The organism is Bradyrhizobium sp. USDA 4011 (genome assembly GCF_054063415.1).
In genome coordinates this window covers 462861-479052 of record NZ_JBSSGG010000001.1, presented here as the reverse complement: position 1 = coordinate 479052, position 16192 = coordinate 462861, and the positions used below count along the sequence as shown (strand labels likewise).

The 16192-nt window shown below is 64.1% G+C and carries 21 protein-coding genes and 1 pseudogene; 11 read left to right on the top strand and 11 right to left on the bottom strand.

What is annotated here, in order from left to right; genetic code table 11:
- The first annotated feature begins 16 nt into the window (after positions 1-16).
- Positions 17-202: a hypothetical protein gene (locus ACVW1C_RS02410; RefSeq protein WP_092125583.1), complete on the top strand. Its 186-nt coding sequence runs from the start codon at positions 17-19 to the stop codon at positions 200-202.
- Between the two features lie 154 nt (positions 203-356).
- Positions 357-878, top strand: a complete 522-nt coding sequence (locus ACVW1C_RS02405) for a DUF1993 domain-containing protein (RefSeq protein WP_176531692.1) — start codon at positions 357-359, stop codon at positions 876-878.
- Between the two features lie 115 nt (positions 879-993).
- Here the strand turns inward: ACVW1C_RS02405 and ACVW1C_RS02400 are convergent, their stop codons facing one another.
- From ACVW1C_RS02400 to ACVW1C_RS02370, 7 genes are all read right to left on the bottom strand, one after another.
- Positions 994-1230, bottom strand: a complete 237-nt coding sequence (locus ACVW1C_RS02400) for a hypothetical protein (protein ID WP_092113629.1) — start codon at positions 1228-1230, stop codon at positions 994-996.
- Between the two features lie 322 nt (positions 1231-1552).
- On the bottom strand, positions 1553-1726 hold the full coding sequence (locus ACVW1C_RS02395) for a hypothetical protein (protein WP_456757013.1): 174 nt from the start codon (positions 1724-1726) through the stop codon (positions 1553-1555).
- A 9-nt stretch (positions 1727-1735) separates the two neighbouring features.
- Positions 1736-1966 carry a DUF6894 family protein gene (locus ACVW1C_RS02390; protein WP_173643281.1) on the bottom strand — a complete coding sequence of 77 codons (231 nt, stop codon included), beginning with the start codon at positions 1964-1966 and terminating at the stop codon, positions 1736-1738.
- 141 nt (positions 1967-2107) lie between these two features.
- On the bottom strand, positions 2108-2452 hold the full coding sequence (locus ACVW1C_RS02385; protein WP_456757012.1) for a tRNA-binding protein: 345 nt from the start codon (positions 2450-2452) through the stop codon (positions 2108-2110).
- Positions 2452-3078 carry a LysE family translocator gene (locus ACVW1C_RS02380; protein ID WP_456757011.1) on the bottom strand — a complete coding sequence of 209 codons (627 nt, stop codon included), beginning with the start codon at positions 3076-3078 and terminating at the stop codon, positions 2452-2454. The genes ACVW1C_RS02385 and ACVW1C_RS02380 overlap by 1 nt, the downstream gene beginning before the upstream one ends.
- A gap of 16 nt (positions 3079-3094) precedes the next feature.
- On the bottom strand, positions 3095-3952 hold the full coding sequence (pdxY, locus tag ACVW1C_RS02375; RefSeq protein ID WP_456757010.1) for a pyridoxal kinase PdxY: 858 nt from the start codon (positions 3950-3952) through the stop codon (positions 3095-3097).
- 10 nt (positions 3953-3962) lie between these two features.
- Positions 3963-4136: a hypothetical protein gene (locus tag ACVW1C_RS02370; protein ID WP_016840760.1), complete on the bottom strand. Its 174-nt coding sequence runs from the start codon at positions 4134-4136 to the stop codon at positions 3963-3965.
- Between the two features lie 895 nt (positions 4137-5031).
- On the opposite strand from ACVW1C_RS02370, the gene ACVW1C_RS02365 reads away from it, so the two are divergent.
- The 5 genes and pseudogenes from ACVW1C_RS02365 to ACVW1C_RS02345 all read left to right on the top strand — a co-directional run bounded on the left by ACVW1C_RS02365 (position 5032) and on the right by ACVW1C_RS02345 (position 9297).
- On the top strand, positions 5032-5274 hold the full coding sequence (locus ACVW1C_RS02365) for a hypothetical protein (protein ID WP_456757009.1): 243 nt from the start codon (positions 5032-5034) through the stop codon (positions 5272-5274).
- 85 nt (positions 5275-5359) lie between these two features.
- A pseudogene (locus ACVW1C_RS02360) lies at positions 5360-6027 on the top strand (FMN-binding negative transcriptional regulator).
- A gap of 597 nt (positions 6028-6624) precedes the next feature.
- On the top strand, positions 6625-7374 hold the full coding sequence (locus ACVW1C_RS02355; RefSeq protein ID WP_456757008.1) for an ROK family protein: 750 nt from the start codon (positions 6625-6627) through the stop codon (positions 7372-7374).
- Between the two features lie 130 nt (positions 7375-7504).
- Positions 7505-7765 (top strand): PepSY domain-containing protein, encoded by a 261-nt coding sequence (locus ACVW1C_RS02350; RefSeq protein WP_456757007.1) that lies wholly within the window; start codon positions 7505-7507, stop codon positions 7763-7765.
- A 248-nt stretch (positions 7766-8013) separates the two neighbouring features.
- Complete coding sequence (locus ACVW1C_RS02345) at positions 8014-9297, top strand: cystathionine gamma-synthase family protein (protein WP_456757006.1); 1284 nt, start codon at positions 8014-8016, stop codon at positions 9295-9297.
- Between the two features lie 65 nt (positions 9298-9362).
- Here ACVW1C_RS02345 and ACVW1C_RS02340 read toward each other — a convergent pair whose 3' ends face one another.
- A complete protein-coding gene (locus tag ACVW1C_RS02340) occupies positions 9363-9713 on the bottom strand; it encodes a zinc ribbon domain-containing protein YjdM (protein ID WP_456757005.1) in 351 nt (116 codons plus the stop codon).
- Between the two features lie 164 nt (positions 9714-9877).
- Positions 9878-10177 carry a carbonic anhydrase gene (locus tag ACVW1C_RS02335; protein ID WP_456757004.1) on the bottom strand — a complete coding sequence of 100 codons (300 nt, stop codon included), beginning with the start codon at positions 10175-10177 and terminating at the stop codon, positions 9878-9880.
- A 178-nt stretch (positions 10178-10355) separates the two neighbouring features.
- Between ACVW1C_RS02335 and ACVW1C_RS02330 the strand changes: the two genes are divergently transcribed.
- The gene (locus tag ACVW1C_RS02330; RefSeq protein WP_456757003.1) at positions 10356-11267 is read left to right on the top strand and encodes a MarR family transcriptional regulator; all 912 of its coding nucleotides are present in this window, start codon (positions 10356-10358) and stop codon (positions 11265-11267) included.
- A 12-nt stretch (positions 11268-11279) separates the two neighbouring features.
- Here ACVW1C_RS02330 and ACVW1C_RS02325 read toward each other — a convergent pair whose 3' ends face one another.
- A complete protein-coding gene (locus tag ACVW1C_RS02325; RefSeq protein ID WP_456757002.1) occupies positions 11280-12281 on the bottom strand; it encodes an LLM class flavin-dependent oxidoreductase in 1002 nt (333 codons plus the stop codon).
- Between the two features lie 270 nt (positions 12282-12551).
- Positions 12552-13394 carry a hypothetical protein gene (locus ACVW1C_RS02320; RefSeq protein ID WP_456757001.1) on the bottom strand — a complete coding sequence of 281 codons (843 nt, stop codon included), beginning with the start codon at positions 13392-13394 and terminating at the stop codon, positions 12552-12554.
- Between the two features lie 255 nt (positions 13395-13649).
- Between ACVW1C_RS02320 and ACVW1C_RS02315 the strand changes: the two genes are divergently transcribed.
- The 3 genes from ACVW1C_RS02315 (at position 13650) to ACVW1C_RS02305 (ending at position 15966) form a co-directional block, all read left to right on the top strand.
- On the top strand, positions 13650-14243 hold the full coding sequence (locus tag ACVW1C_RS02315; protein ID WP_456757000.1) for a hypothetical protein: 594 nt from the start codon (positions 13650-13652) through the stop codon (positions 14241-14243).
- Between the two features lie 166 nt (positions 14244-14409).
- Positions 14410-15534: a metallophosphoesterase gene (locus ACVW1C_RS02310; protein WP_456762982.1), complete on the top strand. Its 1125-nt coding sequence runs from the start codon at positions 14410-14412 to the stop codon at positions 15532-15534.
- Positions 15535-15693: 159 nt separating this feature from the next.
- Positions 15694-15966, top strand: a complete 273-nt coding sequence (locus ACVW1C_RS02305; RefSeq protein WP_456762981.1) for a DUF2312 domain-containing protein — start codon at positions 15694-15696, stop codon at positions 15964-15966.
- Positions 15967-16192: the final 226 nt, after the last annotated feature.

Genomic DNA, 16192 nt, shown 5'->3' with positions numbered 1-16192 from the left:
GGCAGAGGAGAGCGCCATGATAGCCGAGATGCAGATCCACACCATCGCGCGGCAGATGCTGGAGAAGCACGGCCTGCAGGCGATTGCCGAGGCGGCGCAGAACGCGATCGCCTGCGAGAGCAAGGGCGAGACCGAAGAGGCCCGCGAATGGCGCCATATCGAGGACGCCATGAAGATGATGCGCGGACCGCATCAGAGCTGAGCGCGGGGAGCCCGCGATGCCTGACCGAATGATCCGGCGCTCGGCGCTGGACCATTCGACTTGCGAATCCCCACGGCCGCTTGCCTTCGCCGGAAATTCCGGGAACTCTGTTCCGGCAAGCATCAGACAAATTTTCTATATGGGGGAATTCGCCATGACCTTTTCACTCTACGACGCGACCGTTGCCAACTATCTGCAGATCCTCGGCGCCGCCTCGGGCTTTCTCGACAAGAGCCTCGCGCATTTCAAGGACAACGGGATCGATCCGGCCGAGATCGTCGAGACTCGGCTGTTTCCGGACATGTTGCCGTTCCGCTTTCAGGTGGTCTCGCTCGCGCATCATTCCCGCGGCGCGATGGAGGCTGCGAAGAACGGCGTGTTCGTCCCGCCGTCCGGCAAGCCAGATCTGGATTACGCCGCACTGCAGGCGCTGGTGAAGGACGCGCTCAGCGAATTGTCGGCGCTGACGCCGGATGCGGTCAATGCGTTGCTCGGGCGCGAAGTGATGTTCAAGCTCGGCGAGCGCTCGATGCCGTTCACGGCCGAGGGATTCCTGATGTCGTTCTCGCTGCCGAACTTCTTCTTCCACTCGACCACCGCCTACGACATCCTCCGCCACAAGGGTGCGCCGCTCGGCAAGCGTGACTTCATTGGCCGGTTGAACATGAAGAAGTGAGCGGACCGCGCGCCAATTGGTCTTGCCGAGGCGGCAACACCGGCCGCCCCGCACGCAGCAAGATCAAGACCGCGCGCGGACGGGCGCGGTCAACAGAATCTAAAGCCTGCCGGCGCTAGCCGGCCCTGCGCCAGTGCGGCACGGGGTCGAGCGGCGTCCGGTAGAGCTCGCGCCGGTCGATGTCAGTGACGCGCACGGCGCAGCCGCGTGCCTTCAACTCCGGCTTGACCTGCGACAGCTCGTTGGCGAGCTGATCGGCGCGATCGGAGGCAAGGCTGATGTCTTCGAGGATGATCGTTCCTTGATTCCGGAACTCGTCCCCCACCACGAGATCGAAGGTGTAGTACGGCATCCGAAGTTCTCCGTTTCGGTTTGCATCACAGGGTAACACTGAGTCGTGCGTTCCCTAAGATGCATCGCGCACAATCGTCGGGCGATCGGCGCAAAAACGATGTGCAACGCATCCAGCACGACGAACGACTACACGCGCAGCACGGCGAAGGAGTCCTGTCATCCAGCTCACCGCCGTGCCGTTAAGATTTGATTAAAACTGTCGTCGCAAGCTTGGGATCAGGTGGAATTGCGGCGGAACCGGACTCCGGGAACCGGCAGCCGCAGGAGAAGGCCGGTGGCGTAACGCCCATCGGCCTTTTCTCGTTGATCGAGCCGTTGGACTAGTCGCGCAGCGTGGCCTGCCGCCTGGCGCGGCATTTCGGACCCGGCCCGCGCATGTAATACAGCTCGGGACGATAGGGGTGGATGACGCCCTCGATCAGCGCGACGCAGCGCCGAGCGAGGCGGGTGAGGTGGCGCCGCACGGGCTGCAGGGCGAGTTCCATCGAATTCATGGCATGCCCTCAGTGCAATTCGCCGAGGACGGCGGTGAACGGCAGCTCGAAGATCTCGGTCCCGATATCGTCGGTGACGTGGACCGCCCAGTTGCGCCAGTCTTCCACACTCGGCGTCATGACAAAGCTGCGCGCCAGCTGCTCCGCATGCACCCGCACCTCGGAAAAATCCATCGCCGCGCCGATGCGATCCAGGATGACGTGCTTGTCGTCGGAGCAGTGAAAGAAAACTGCGGACATCTTCCGATTCCCATGCCGAAGCGATTCTCGTGTGCTGAAATAGCAGCGCGCGCGGGCACTTAGAATCCGGGTGATCCCCCATCGGTAAACTACGGGGAATCCAGACGATTTGAATCACGCGGCCGTGATCGGGGCGGGTCGTCAGAAGATCGGCTCGCCGATCGCAACCTCGCTGCGCGGGCCGAGTAGGATCACCTGGCCGCCGGCATCCTTGGCGCCCAGGATCAGAAGTTCCGAGGTGAAACCGGCGATGTTCTTCGGCCGGAGATTGCAGACGCAGACGACCAGCGAGCCGACCAGCGCCGCCGGCTCGTAATTCGTGATCTGCGCGCTCGACCACATGATCAGCCCGGCGCCGACATCGACGCCGACCTTCAGGGACGGATTGCGGGCGCGCGGAAACGGCTGCACCTCGACCACCTTGCCGATCCTGATGTCGAGGCGGGCGAAGTCGTCATATGTGGCTTGCGGCTTGAGCGGAGACATCAGCGCTCCTGAAAGGCGAGGCGGATGCCGAGCGCGATGTAGATCGTGCCGACCACGCGGCCCTGCCACTGGCCGATGCGGCGATGCCGCCGGATCCACGGGCTGATCTGACCGGCGGCGAGCGCGAGCAGCGAGGTGTAGGCCGCACTCATCGCGACGAAGATCAGGCCGAGGGTCGCGAACTGCGCGACGGCGGAGCCGTGGCCGGGATGGACGAATTGCGGCAGGAAGGCGAGGAAGAACAGCGCGGTCTTCGGGTTGAGCATCTCTGCCCAGATCGCCTGCCGGAACGCGCGCCGCGGATCGACCGGCTGCGATGCCGGCAAATGCAGGTCGTCATTCTTCTCGAACAGAGCGCGGACACCGAGCACGATCAGGTAGATCACGCCGGCATATTTGACGATCGAGAACGCGAGTGCCGAGCTCATCAGCACGGCCGAGAGGCCGAACGTCGCCATGGCGGTGTGGACGAGGTCGCCGAGCGCGATGCCGAACCCGGTCGCGACGCCGACGCGCGGCCCGCCGGTGACTGAACGCGCGAGCACGAGCAGCACGGCTGGCCCCGGGATCAGGAACAGGCCGAGCACGACGGCGGCGTAGGTGAGGAGGGTGGTGATGTCGATCATGAACGTGTCCCGAATGTCAGGATGCAGGGATGGCGACCGCCGCGAAGCGCGGCTTCGGCTCAAGCATCACCGCGGCGCTTTCGACAATGCGCATTTCCTCGGTTCCTCGCTCCGCCGTGCGCACCAGCACGCCGTGGATGCCTGAGGCGGCGTGGCTGAGCGCCTCCGGTGTCGCCAGGCCGCGCCCGCGGGCGGCGACGAACAGCGCGGCGAACAGGTCGCCGGTGCCGGACGGGCTGATCGGCACGCGCGGGGTGCGCACGCGCCACGCTCCCGTGTGCTCGATCGCCAGCGTCTCAATCTCACTGTGGGGCGTGCCGGCAAGCTCGGCGCTGGTGATGACGATAGTCGCAGGCCCCCGCGCCATCAGCTCGCGCGCCTGCGCGATGACGTCATCGGTCGTCGTCACGCGCGTGCCGCAGAGGAATTCGAACTCGAAATGGTTGGGCGTGATGATGTCGGCCAGCGGACAGAGCTGATCGCGCACCAGCGGCGGAATGTCCGATCGCACGAACATGCCGCGATCACGGTCGCCGAGCACGGGATCGCAGCAATAGAGCAGGGCCGGGTTTTCCGCTTTCGCGCGGGCGACGAAGTCGGCGACGTCCGACGCGATGTCGGCCGAGCCGAGATAGCCCGACAGGATCATCCTTGCGCTTTCGATCGCGCCGCGCTCCTCGATGCCGCGCAAGAGGTCGGCGACCAGCTGCGCATCGAGCACCCGTCCGCGGATCGTCGGATAGCCCGGCCGGTTGCTGAGCAGCGTGGTCGGCACCGCGACGACGTCGATGCCGTGCAGCTGGATCGGAAAGGTGGCAGCGCTGTTGCCGACATGGCCCCAGGCGACCTGTGACTGGATCGAGATGACGGTCATGTCGTCCGCATCACCCGAACAGCGCGGCGTAGATCACGTAGAGCCAGCCCAGGATACCGTGGATGATCGCCCACAGGATCGAATGGTTCTTGGTGTAGGAGATCGCAATCGCCAGCGCCGAGCCGAACCCCACGCCATATTTCGCGCCCTCGACGCGGACGCCGTAATATCGATTGCCGTTCATGGTGATCCTTCCAGCGAGAGGGCGTGATTGGCAACAGCGTAACCCGTCCGCGACTGCCAATTCAACGGCGCATCGTGGTGGGTTCGCGCGGGGATGACGGGTAAGGTTGGCATTCGAACGTCAAACAGCTTGCTCGGTGTCATCACCCGCGCATGCGGGTGATCCAGTATTCCAGAGGCCGTGGTTATTGAGCTGAGCGGCCGCGGCGTACTGGATCGCCCGGTCCCGTCTCCGCCAAGGCTTCGACGAGGCCATGGATCCCTGGCGCGCCGAAGCTTTAGCGAAGACGGCGAGCCGGGCGATGACAGTGCGGGGGCCTCGCACACCATCGTCGTCCTGGCGAAAGCCATAGCTACCGCATTTGATGGCAGACGGGATCGCGGCCGCAGCATCGCGCAACAATTCTCATTTGGTGTAATGGGTCCTGGCTTTCGCCGGCTTTCGCCTGGCCTTCGCCAGGACGACATCGAGTGTGTTGTGCTGCTTGTGACTCATAATTCCGCATTCTCGCGGCACGATTTGTCCGAGTCGTGCCGCTCGTTTCGCCCTCTCTCGAACGGAGGGCGCAGGGAAAGCCGGGTGCAAGCGCCAAGCGGAATATTTTCTTAGTGCAGCCTTGACGGGATGGCTGAGCTGCCGGTCGGGTTGTTTTGTCGCACCTCTCGCAACCGGATTTGCCTTGCGCGCAGGCAAATCCGGTTGCGGCCGATCGGGCCTCCGGTCCCGGCGGTCACGCCTCGATCAATCGAATGTGTCGGACCGCGCCGCAGGACAGGCAAATTCGCTGCGTCGTCGCGGAATAATCCGGTCGTGCCGCCCGTCATGGTTTTTGCGAAAATGCTTCAGCAGGCCGGCGACAAGCTCCCATCCTGTTGAATCCAGCAGGAGATGTACGATGACCACGATCAAACACGTCGCGGCGGGCTTGCTCGCCCTCGGCATGCTGACGACGTCGGCGATGGCGCGCGAAGTCCCGGCCGGCCCGTCTGCCTTCGCGAGCGGGCATGCCGCGGCCGCCGGCCGCTGGGGCGGCGGGCCGCCGCGCATGGCCGTGCCGCGCTACGGCGAGTTCGAAACGCTGCCCCAGGATCAGCCCGGCGGCGTCTGCGATCACGGCGACAATGCCATGATCTGCTGAGCCGGACGGTGCATGGCGGTGATCTCGGGCAAAAGTTGCGCTAGCTTCGCTGGGTCGTCTCCCTCCAGCCGCGAGCGCCGCCGCCATGCACATCCTCCGTCCACAATTTCGCATCGAGGACGACCACGCGCTGGCCTTTGCGGCGGCGCGCGGCTTCGGCGCCATCGTCGCCGCCGATGCGGCGGCCCGCGGGCATCCCATGTGCCGTTCGTGATCGCGCGGCGCGACGCTCGCGTGATCGTGCAGATCCATCTCACCGCGAAAAACCCGCTGGTCGAGCTCGCTGACGGTGTCAGGCGTTTCCTGCTGATCGCCTCTGGCGACGACGCCTACATCTCGAACGACTGGTACGTCTCGCGCGATAACGTCTCCACCTGGCTCTATGAGGCGGTGCACCTGTCGGGCGTTGCGCATCTGCGCGATCACGGGGAGAACCGCGGCCACGGCGACGCGCTGCTCGCGGTGTCCGAGGCGCGGTTGCCGAAGCAGCCGTGGGACCTCACGCAGATGGAGCCCGGCAAGCGCGAACAGATGCTGGCGGGGATCAGGGTGATCGATATCGTCGTCGACGAGATCGAGGGCCAGTCGAAGCTCAACCAGCACAAGAGCGATGCGGACTACGTCGCGCTCATCAACCGGCTCGCGCATGCGGAGGAGACCTCAAGCCACAGGCTGGCGGAGAAGATGCGCGCGCTGCGGCCGGGGCTTGCGTATGAGGAGGGACGGTTCGTGGGGCGGGTCAGCGAAGCGTAACCCGCCGCTCAGGCGTTGCGGACCGACGGCGGATTACGCTTGCGCTAATCCGCCGTACAAAGTCGATTGGTGTGGAGGCCGCAAACGTGTTGTTAAGATTTGCGTCGCGCAGATTTGTCCGATTTCGATTCGTTCTTTGCGAACAAAATGGAGTCGGATGGAACGGAGCGCGGTGTGCGCCTGTCCGTGGTTGGAGGTTCTCACGCATAGGAAAGCGGCGCACCTGGAGTTGCGCAAACCTGTTGTTAAGAATCGTATTGCGCCGATTTTCGATTCCGATTCGTTCCTAGCGAACAAACTGGAGTCGGATGGGGAACGTGGCTGTGATGTGATTCGTCGCTTGATCGGTGACGCGGTTGAACGCATTGGGCTCGATATGCGCGGAGTTATTCCGTGCCGGGAGCAATTATCCCATCTCGGGACAACATCAGCCGCTCGGACACGTCGGGCGCATACGTCTTGTTAATGCCTGGGCCGAGCCGATTTCTCGATTCCGATTCGTTCCTCGCGAACAAACTGGAGTCAGATGCAGAACGGAGCAGTGGCGCGCGGTGCGTTTCTCTGCTCCACTCGGAGCGTACAAGAGAGATCGCGTCGATGGCGAAGAAGACAGGCAAGAAGACAAGCAGAAAGACGAACAAGAAAACGGCAAAGCCCGCGTCGCGACGAACGGTGCTGGCGATCGACATTGGTGGCACGCATGTGAAGGTCATGACCGACAAGGAGCGCATCAAGCGCGAGTTCGAGTCAGGTCCAACGCTGTCCGCCACCGAGATGGTGCGGCAGGTCAAGGCGCTGACCAGGGACTGGTCCTATGACGTGATCTCGATCGGCTATCCCGGACCGGTGGTTCACAACCGTCCACTGGCCGAGCCGCACAATCTCGGCCGCGGCTGGGCCGGCTTTGATTTTCACAGTGCGTTCGGCCGGCCGGCGAAGGTCGTCAACGATGCGCTGATGCAGGCGATCGGCAGCTATCAGGGTGGGCGGATGCTGTTTCTCGGCCTCGGCACCGGGCTCGGCTCGGCGATGATCGTCGACGGCGTTGCCGAGCCGATGGAGCTTGGCCATTTGCCATACCGCAAGGGTGAAACGTTCGAGGACTATGTCGGCGCCGCCGGCCTCGAGCGGCGCGGGCGAAAGAAATGGCGCAAGAGCGTCGACGATGTCATTGCTCGGCTGTCGGCAGCGCTGGAGCCGGATTACATCGTGATCGGCGGCGGCAATGCCGACAAGGTCGACAACCCGCCGCCGAACGTGAGGTTCGGCGACAACGCCAACGCATTCGAGGGTGGTTTCCGGATGTGGAAGAAGGCAACGCGCAAGTCGCGCAGCGGGCGTCGGTGAAACTGGAACCGCCACCAAACTGCCGCAACTGCTCAAGTTTCGCGCTGCTCTGTCACCTCTGTTGCCGGAACCGATTGAGTGGGCCGCTCGTTTTATGTGGCATGACATCCCGTTCCATGAGGAGTGACTGATGCGAAGCTTGATTATTCCCGCCATTGCGGCGTTGGCGATCGGCGCGGCGACACCGGCCATGGCCTATGATTCCGGCAGCCAGATCTCGATGGAGGCAGCCCTCGACGTCGCGACCAATCTCGGCGTCGTGACGGTGTCCAACACCCAGTTCCTCGGCGACGAGTGGGAAGTCGAGGGCCGCGACCGGCTCGGCCGCTGGATGCAGGTCGATGTCGATGCGCGCACCGGCGAGGTGCGCAACGTGGATCGCGGCTGGTAGCCGTATTCGCCGCAGCGTGAGCAGCCCGCGCCGGCGATCGATCCTGATGTCGTGAGGCGGGTGACGTTGCGCACGCACGCGTGGGTTACGGTTTTCGAACGGCCGGCGGCGCAGGGCGCCGCCGGCCGTTCGTTATCCAGAGTGTTCGACGCAGTGTTTTGGCAGAACGGCACAAAGGTGGAGTATGCTTGCGGCAGATTCTTATGGATCAGCCGCTGCGGCGATCCCTCGAGACAAGGAGACTGGCCGTGGTCAAACCGTTTCCGTCCAGAACCCACATCGGCAACCACCTGCTGCATCCGGAAACCCAGATGCTCAACTACGGCTACGATCCGCAACTGTCGGAGGGCGCCGTCAAGCCGCCGGTATTTTTGACCTCGACCTTCGTGTTCCGGACTGCCGAGGACGGCAAGGACTTTTTCGACTTCGTCTCGGGCCGGCGCGAGCCTCCGGAAGGCATGGGGGCGGGACTGGTCTATTCGCGTTTCAATCATCCGAACAGCGAGATCGTCGAGGACCGGCTCGCGATCTATGAGCGCACCGAAAGCTGTGCGCTGTTCTCCTCCGGCATGTCGGCGATTTCGACCACGGTGCTGGCCTTCGCGCGACCCGGCGACGTCATCCTGCATTCGCAGCCGCTCTATGGCGGCACGGAGACGCTGTTCAGCAGGACGCTGGCGGGGTTCTCGATTCAAGCCGTCGGCTTTGCCGACGGCCTCGACGAGAGCATCGTCCGCGCCGCTGCCGACGAGGCCATGAAGAAGGGCCGCGTCGCGATGATCTTCATCGAGACGCCGGCCAATCCGACCAACGGCCAGGTCGATATTGCGCTTGTCAGGCGCGTCGCCGACGCGATCGGCAGGGCGCAGGGTTTTACCCCGATCATCGCCTGCGACAACACGCTGCTCGGGCCGGTGTTTCAGCGCCCGATCGAGCACGGCGCCGACCTGTCGCTGTACTCGCTGACCAAATATGTCGGCGGCCATTCCGACCTGATCGCGGGCGCGGCGCTCGGCTCGAAGAAGCTGATGAAGGACGTCAAGGCGCTGCGCGGCGCGATCGGCACCCAGCTCGATCCGCATTCCTGCTGGATGATCAGCCGATCGCTGGAAACGCTCAGCCTGCGCATGGAGAAGGCCGATCGCAATGCGCACATCGTCGCCGACTATCTGCGCGACCATCCCAAGGTGGCGCAGGTGCATTATCTCGGCCATCACGACGCGGCGTCGCCAGCCGGGCGTGTGTTCGCAAGCCAAAGCTCTGGTGCCGGCTCGACCTTCTCGTTCGACATCGTCGGCGGGCAGGCGGCCGCGGAGAAATTCCTCAACAGCTTGCAGATCTTCAAGCTCGCGGTGAGCCTCGGCGGCACCGAGTCGCTCGCGAGCCTGCCTGCGACGATGACGCATTCCGGCGTGCCGGCCGACATCAGGAAGAAGATCGGGGTGCTCGATACGACGATCCGGCTCTCGATCGGGATCGAGCATCCGTCCGATCTGGTCGCCGACATCGCGCAGGCATTGAGCAGGGTGTAAGCGAACGCACAGGGCAGGAGAAGCGGCATGTTGAGGATGCGGTCCGCTCATCCGCCCGACGCTTGCTAGGCCTTCTTCACGAACTCCGACTTCAGGTTCATCGCGCCGATGCCATCGATCTTGCAGGCGATGTTGTGTCCATCGCTCCCCTCGGTGAGGCGGATGTTCCGGACCTTGGTGCCGCCCTTGACGACCGACGACGAGCCCTTGACCTTGAGGTCCTTGATCACGACGACGCTGTCGCCATCGGTCAGCTGGTTGCCGTGCGCATCACGTACGCCGGCTTCCTGCGCGGTCTCGGCAGCAGCCGCCGCATCGGCACTCCATTCGTGGGCGCATTCCGGGCAGACCCAGAGAGCGCCATCCTGATAGGCGTGCTCGGAATTGCATTTCGGGCAGTTGGTTGAGGCGTCCATCGCCGGTCTCATCCCCTTTTGGCGAGGGCACCGTAGGGTCATGCTTGGGCAAAGCAAGCGAAAAAGGGCAACCGGAAGCCTGGCGGAGGCAGACGCGGAGGTCCGCCCGGGCAGGGCAGCTTGGCTTGTCGCTGCGCTCGTCCGCTGACGCCGGCTGCGCGGTGTCAAACCGGCGAGATCTTGCCGGTTGCCAGATCATAGGTCGCCCCGACCACCTTCAATTTTCCTGGTTGCACGAACTTGGACAGGATCGGCCTTGCCGTTTCGAGCCGGCGAACGCCACGGCGGATATTCTCCGTGATCGCGGCCGCCAGCAGGTCATCCGGCTTGTTCTTCTTGGCCGCTTCGACCGCCGGCTTGATCTCGTGAATCAACTGCGGCAGATGGCCCGGCAGCGTGACCTTGTCCTTGAGCACCTTGATGGCCGCGTCGACCGCGCCGCAGTTGGTATGGCCGAGCACCATGACCAGCGGTGTGTTTCAGGAACTTCACCGTGTGCGCGCCTGAAGATGGTGCGGGAGATCGGCCCCGCCGGACCGGATGTGCATCGACCCGGTTCGCCGCGCATTCTGGAATATCGAGCGCTCGATTATTGCTCCGGGCGCGAGGCGGCTGCAAAGTCCAAACTTTGCAGGGATTCGCATGGCCAGCGCACCACACGATCGCGGAGACGACATTCTCTACCCGTCGGTCCGCGCATATGCCGCGACCGACACCTGGACGCTTGCAAGACAATTGATTCAAATGCGGGGATTTCGCGCCGCGCTGGCGCAGTATTGCGAAGCGATGACGCGTCCGCCGGCCGTGCCCTGGCCGGTGAACAAGGTGTTCGCCCAGAAGCTGCGCTACATCGTCTGCTTCACCCTGATCGGAAATTACGCGCGCTGGCGCCGCGTCGGCGGTGAGCCACCCACGCTGACTGCCCTGCAACGGACGGCGCCGGCCAGCGCCCGGCAAATCGCCGGGTTCGTCAATGCGCTCCGGCACGGCGGCTATGTCGTCGCCGAACGGCATGCCAGCGACCGGCGCGCCATCTGCTTGCGGCCATCCTCCGCGCTGTTGCGGGAGATCGCGCGCTCGCCGTTGGCGTTCCTCGATGCGGCCGAACGCATCCTTCCGCCGGCAGCGCACATCGCCGCCGACGTCAGTGGCGACGACGATCGGCTCGCCGACTGGATCCGTCTGTCCGTCGAACGATTCCAGGCGAACGACATCCTGTTCGCCCCGTTTGCCACTATCGTCCATTTCACCGAGCACGATTGCGGATATCCGCTGCTGGCCGCCGTGATGGGCGCGCATTACGCCGCGCTCTCGCCGCACGCGCCACCGGCGCTGTCCCTGACATATTCCGTGCTGGCCGAGCGGTTTCAGGTCTCCCGCCAGCATATCGGCAATCTGCTGACCGAGGCGGAGCGGCGCGGATGGTTCACGGTGGCGCATGGAGGCCGCTCGGTTGCCGTCTCGGACGAACTGGTGCGCGAGTTCGAGACATGGGCAGCGGGCCAGATGGCCCATTACCGGATCATCGCCGCCTCAGCCGGCATGCCGAAGTGATTCTGCAGGATCCTACTGCCGGGATTGCGGCTTGATCCCGCCGGCCTCGGCGATCAATTCGAACGATCGCAGCCGCTTCTGATGATCGTAGACGTCGGACACGATCATCAATTCGTCGGCGCCGGTCTCCGCGACCAGCGCGTCGATGCCGGCACGCACCGTCTCGGGCGAGCCGATGATGGAGCGGGCGAGCATCCGCATCGCCTGGACTTTCTCGGATGGCGACCAGTAGGTCTCGATGTCGTCGATCGGCGGCTGGCTCAGGCCGCGCGCGCCGCGGAAGATGTTGGTGAACGACATCTGCTGCGTGGTGGCAAGCCGCCGCGCTTCCGCGTCGGTGTCGGCGGCGATGATGTTGACGCCGACCATGGTGTAGGGATGCTGGAGCTGCTCCGACGGCTTGAAGCGCGCGCGATAGATCTGCAGCGCCTGGATCAGGAGCTCGGGGGCAAAGTGCGAGGCGAAGGCGTAGGGCAGGCCGAGCTCGCCGGCGAGCATCGCGCCGAAATTGCTCGATCCGAGAATCCACAGCGGCACGTCGGTGCCGGCGGCCGGCACCGCCTGGATGCGTTGGTTGGGACCGGCGGCGGCGAGGAAGGCCTGCACCTCGAGCACGTCCTGCGGAAAGTTCTCGGCGGATTCCGGCGTCCGGCGCAGCGCGCGCAGGGTGAGCTGATCGGTGCCGGGCGCGCGGCCGAGGCCGAGGTCGATCCGATCGGGAAACAGCCGCGCCAGCGTGCCGAACTGCTCGGCGATGACGTAGGGCGCGTGGTTCGGCAGCATAATGCCGCCGGCGCCGACCCGGATGGTCTTGGTGCCCGCCGCGATGTGCCCGATCACCACCGACGTCGCGGCGCTCGCAATGCCCGCCATGTTGTGATGCTCCGCCACCCAGATGCGGCGATAGCCGAGCGCCTCGGCATGGCGGGCGACATCGCGCGCATTGTAAAGCGCGCCGCGCGCATCGGTCTCTTCGGTGACGCGGACGAGGTCAAGGATGGAGAGGGCGGCCACGGCGACTCCGGAATGCTGGGGACGGGGAGCCGATGGTATTTGGCTGTGTCCAGGTGGATGCGAAACGGCGCGGGCAGCCGGTTCATGCAGATGCATATGGATACTGTCCGCGTGCCGGTCAATCTGCCGGATGCGACCGAGGTATCGATATCGACGAAGCAAGGCCAGGAGTCCCAAAATATCGAAAACAACCCCATGCAAAGGAGCAGGTTGCCGCCGGCACCAGGAAAAGCGACTTGACGCGTCGGGCAAATCAGCGATACATTTCCATTATTCCGAAATAGTGCGGGCGCCCGCCGTTCGCCGGCCGCCGCCGGCGAAGCGTCGCGTCACGCCCCAGACAATTGCGGCGGTGGCCGCGGTCGCGATCAGATGCTTCAGGGTGTGGCCGCTGACGAACTGAAGCGTGTTTGCGATCTGATGGTCGAGCACCTCAGTGATCTTGGCCACGACGTACAGCGCCATCGCGGTGGCAAAGGCGATGCGCTCAGCGCGAGGCGCGCGATAGATCGCCTGCCAGAGCGGGATGAGGACGAGTGGCAGCACCTGCAGCAACAGATACGGTCGCAGGTCGCCTGCGCCGTGCCTGTCGGTCGTGACCCACCATGCGACGCTGGCGGCGGCGTAAAGCGCGAGAGCGATCGCCTCGATGTTCGTCTTCGCTTCCGGTTGCGTGTCGCCGCGGACGCCGATGAGCAGGCCGGCGCCGGCCAGCGCGATCGGCAGCATGTCCCAGGTCAGCCGGTCGTTGCCGGGAGCAAGGTGAAAGAACGCGGAGCCGAACGCGGTCAGCAACAGCCCGATCAGGAACAGGCGATAGCCCGGCCATCCGGCGCGGAGCCGGTCGCTGTCGCGGTGGGGCCGCAGCGCCAGCCAGCCAGCGATCGCGACCAGGGCGAAGCCGATGTTGGACAGCACGTCGCCTGCGTGGGGGAGGCCGAAGACGGCCGAGTGGTCGGCGAAATCGTTGTAGTGGGCGGGCTGCGCGATGCGTCCGTGTATCGCGAATGCCGCAATGATGCCGATCGTGATGATCGCCGGGATGAATTTCATCCACGGTTTCGCGGGCCGCTCGGATCCGGTCAATCCGCCCATCCGGAAGGTCGTTTGCATCGTCGGCTCCAGCAAAAATGAACAATGTTCAATAATAATCAGAAAGATGAGCAATGTTCAAGTTCTTTTCGTAACGAGGCTTTGGCTATTTGCGTGGCCGCAATTGAGCCATGGGCAGAGGCCGCTCGTTGCAGCCGCCTCTGCGATCTCAGTCGGCACGGCGTGCGAAAGCATTGCACCCGACGGCCGGCGCTCCACATCTTGGTGAATTGAGTGGCTGATCGTGCAGGTCGTGGGGCTGTCGAAAGGCAACCGATGAGGCTGGCGGATTTCGTCCCTAAAGCAAAACAGTCCTTCGCCGATGCCGTCACGTGGGCGGTGGCTTACGCTTGTGCCGAGGCGTTTGGGTGGGCCGGCGGTTTTCTGATCGTGTTGGCAGGAAGCTTCAGTATCTACGCTGGCCTGGCCGTCCTTTTATGTCTTGCGCTGTTTGTCACGCTGATCGTGCGGCGAGAACTCAAACTGGACATCAGAGCCCTTGATGATCCCGGCGACAATCCCCGTGCGAACCGATTGGTCGGCAATGCATCCGCCAGCGCCTCAATCGGAACGCATCGGCGCGCGCTTCGCCCGGCCGCCCTTCGCTCGAACAGTCGTATGACCCGCGCGCTCGACGCGTTGGAAGACATGGTAGTTCGATTTGCGATCGAATTTTCCAAAGCCGTCGCCATCATCATTGCCCTGACGCTGGGCATGGGCTTTGTCGCCAATGTGGTGGTGTTCGTTCTGTCCGACCGGGATGTCAGCGGTGCCTTCGGTTCTGGTCTGGCCGGAGTCGCCGGCGGCGTATTTGGCCTGGTCCTCGCCGTCGTGATCGTGCTCAGGCGCATTGCCGATATCGAAGACTGATCGGGCGCTTCCGGCGTTTGCGCGATAACACAGGGCGCCTACGCGCATCGCGTCTTGACGAAGCGCCACATGCCGAAAATGTGCTGATCGGCGGCTTACGCCCGCGTCCGATCCACCCTACCTTCGCTCTGCACAGCCTTAACCGATCCGATCCGGAGCGAGACCCATTCCTCAACTCATCTTCGGCCTGACCAGTCTCTTGATCCTGGCCCGCTTCATCTGGCCGCTCGACTGGCCGCTCCCGGCAAAGATCGTCGCAGCGTTGCTGGTGCTGGTCGCCTTGCAGTTTCACCGCTGGAACAGGTGGTCGTCGGGATCGGAATTCTCGCCGGAGTTTCCGCGTCCGGTGGTCGCGCTCTTCAACTGGGCGTTCGGTGCGGTCGTCCTGCTGGCGCTGCTGCAACTGGCGCTCGATGCCGGGCTATTGGTTGCAGCCCTGATCCACGGCGGCTTCGTCGGCGCGCCCGACGGCGTCCGCTACGCACTTGCTGGCGTGGCGGCCGTTGCCGCCGCGATCGGCGTCCATCAGGCCATGCGCATTCCGCCGCTCAGGGATGTCGAAGTCGGCATAAGCGGGCTGCCGCGCCAGTTCGACGGCTACACCATCCTGCAACTGACGGACCTGCACATCAGCCGGCTGTTTCCCGCGCCCTGGGCGCGCGCTGTGGTCGAGCGATCGAACAAGCTTGGCGCGGACCTGATCGCGATCACCGGCGACCTGATCGACGGCACCATCGATGCGCGGCGCAACGACATCGCACCTCTGCGCGATCTTGCGGCCGCCGATGGCGTCTACGTGATCTCGGGCAATCACGAATATATCTTCGGCTATGACGGGTGGATGGCGCACTATGAAGCATTGGGCCTGCGCTCGCTCGAGAACAGGCACATCGTGCTCGAACGCGGCGCCGGCCGGCTGGTGATCGCAGGGATTACCGACCGCGCGTCGCGCCACCGGGGGCATTCGATCCGCGACCTTGCCGCGGTTCTCGACGGCGCCCCCAAGGGCGCGCCCGTCATCCTGCTCGACCACCAGCCGAGCGACGCCCGCAACGCCGCCGCGCTCGGCGTCGCCCTGCAACTCTCCGGACACACGCATGGCGGAATGATCCTGGGGATCGATCGCCTCGCCGCGCGCGCCAATGCCGGCTTCGTCTCGGGCCGCTACGACGTCGACGGGATGACGCTCTACGTCAACAACGGCACCGCGCTATGGCCGGGTTTTGCCTTGCGGCTCGGCCGCCCGTCCGAATTGACGCGGATCACGTTGCGTGTGGCGGGCGATGCCTGAGTGATCTGTTGCGCATGTGATCATGCGAGCGCGGTGTTGTCGCGTGATCGCCGTCGTCACAAAAATACCTCCGCGATCGAGGCGCCGCGGCATCGCACGGTTAAGACATTGGTCATCTCTTTGCTTTCATTTTCACGACCTCATTCAGCAGGAGGCACCATGTCCGACATCACCATTCCCGGCGGAAAAATTCGTTCCTTCGTCGAGCGGATCGAGAACCTTGACACCGAAATGGCGGAGCTGAGCGAGCAGAAGAAGGAAGTCTTCTCGGAGGCGAAGGGCGAAGGTTTCGACGTGAAGATCCTCAAGGAGATCGTCAAGCTGCGCAAGCAGGACCAGGACGAGCGCGACGAGCGTGAAAGCTTGCTCGATCTCTACATGCGCGCCATGGAAACCGCGCCGGCAGAAGACAAGACTGCGAAAGCGGCCTGATGTCCGCGGAGGCAGCAGGGCGGGTTGGCGACGTGTCCGCGGTAGCTCATCGCTCGCTTCGCCGGGACCGTTGTTCCAAACAACCACCATCCCGTCGCGCACCTCCAGAAGCGAGGTCCGGTTATCGGGCAGAGTGACGACAGCTTTGGCGCCTGAGGGCGGTGGCGCGTCACAAAACACGGCGATGGTTTTGAAGGATCAATCTCATTGATTTTGATCAATAGCT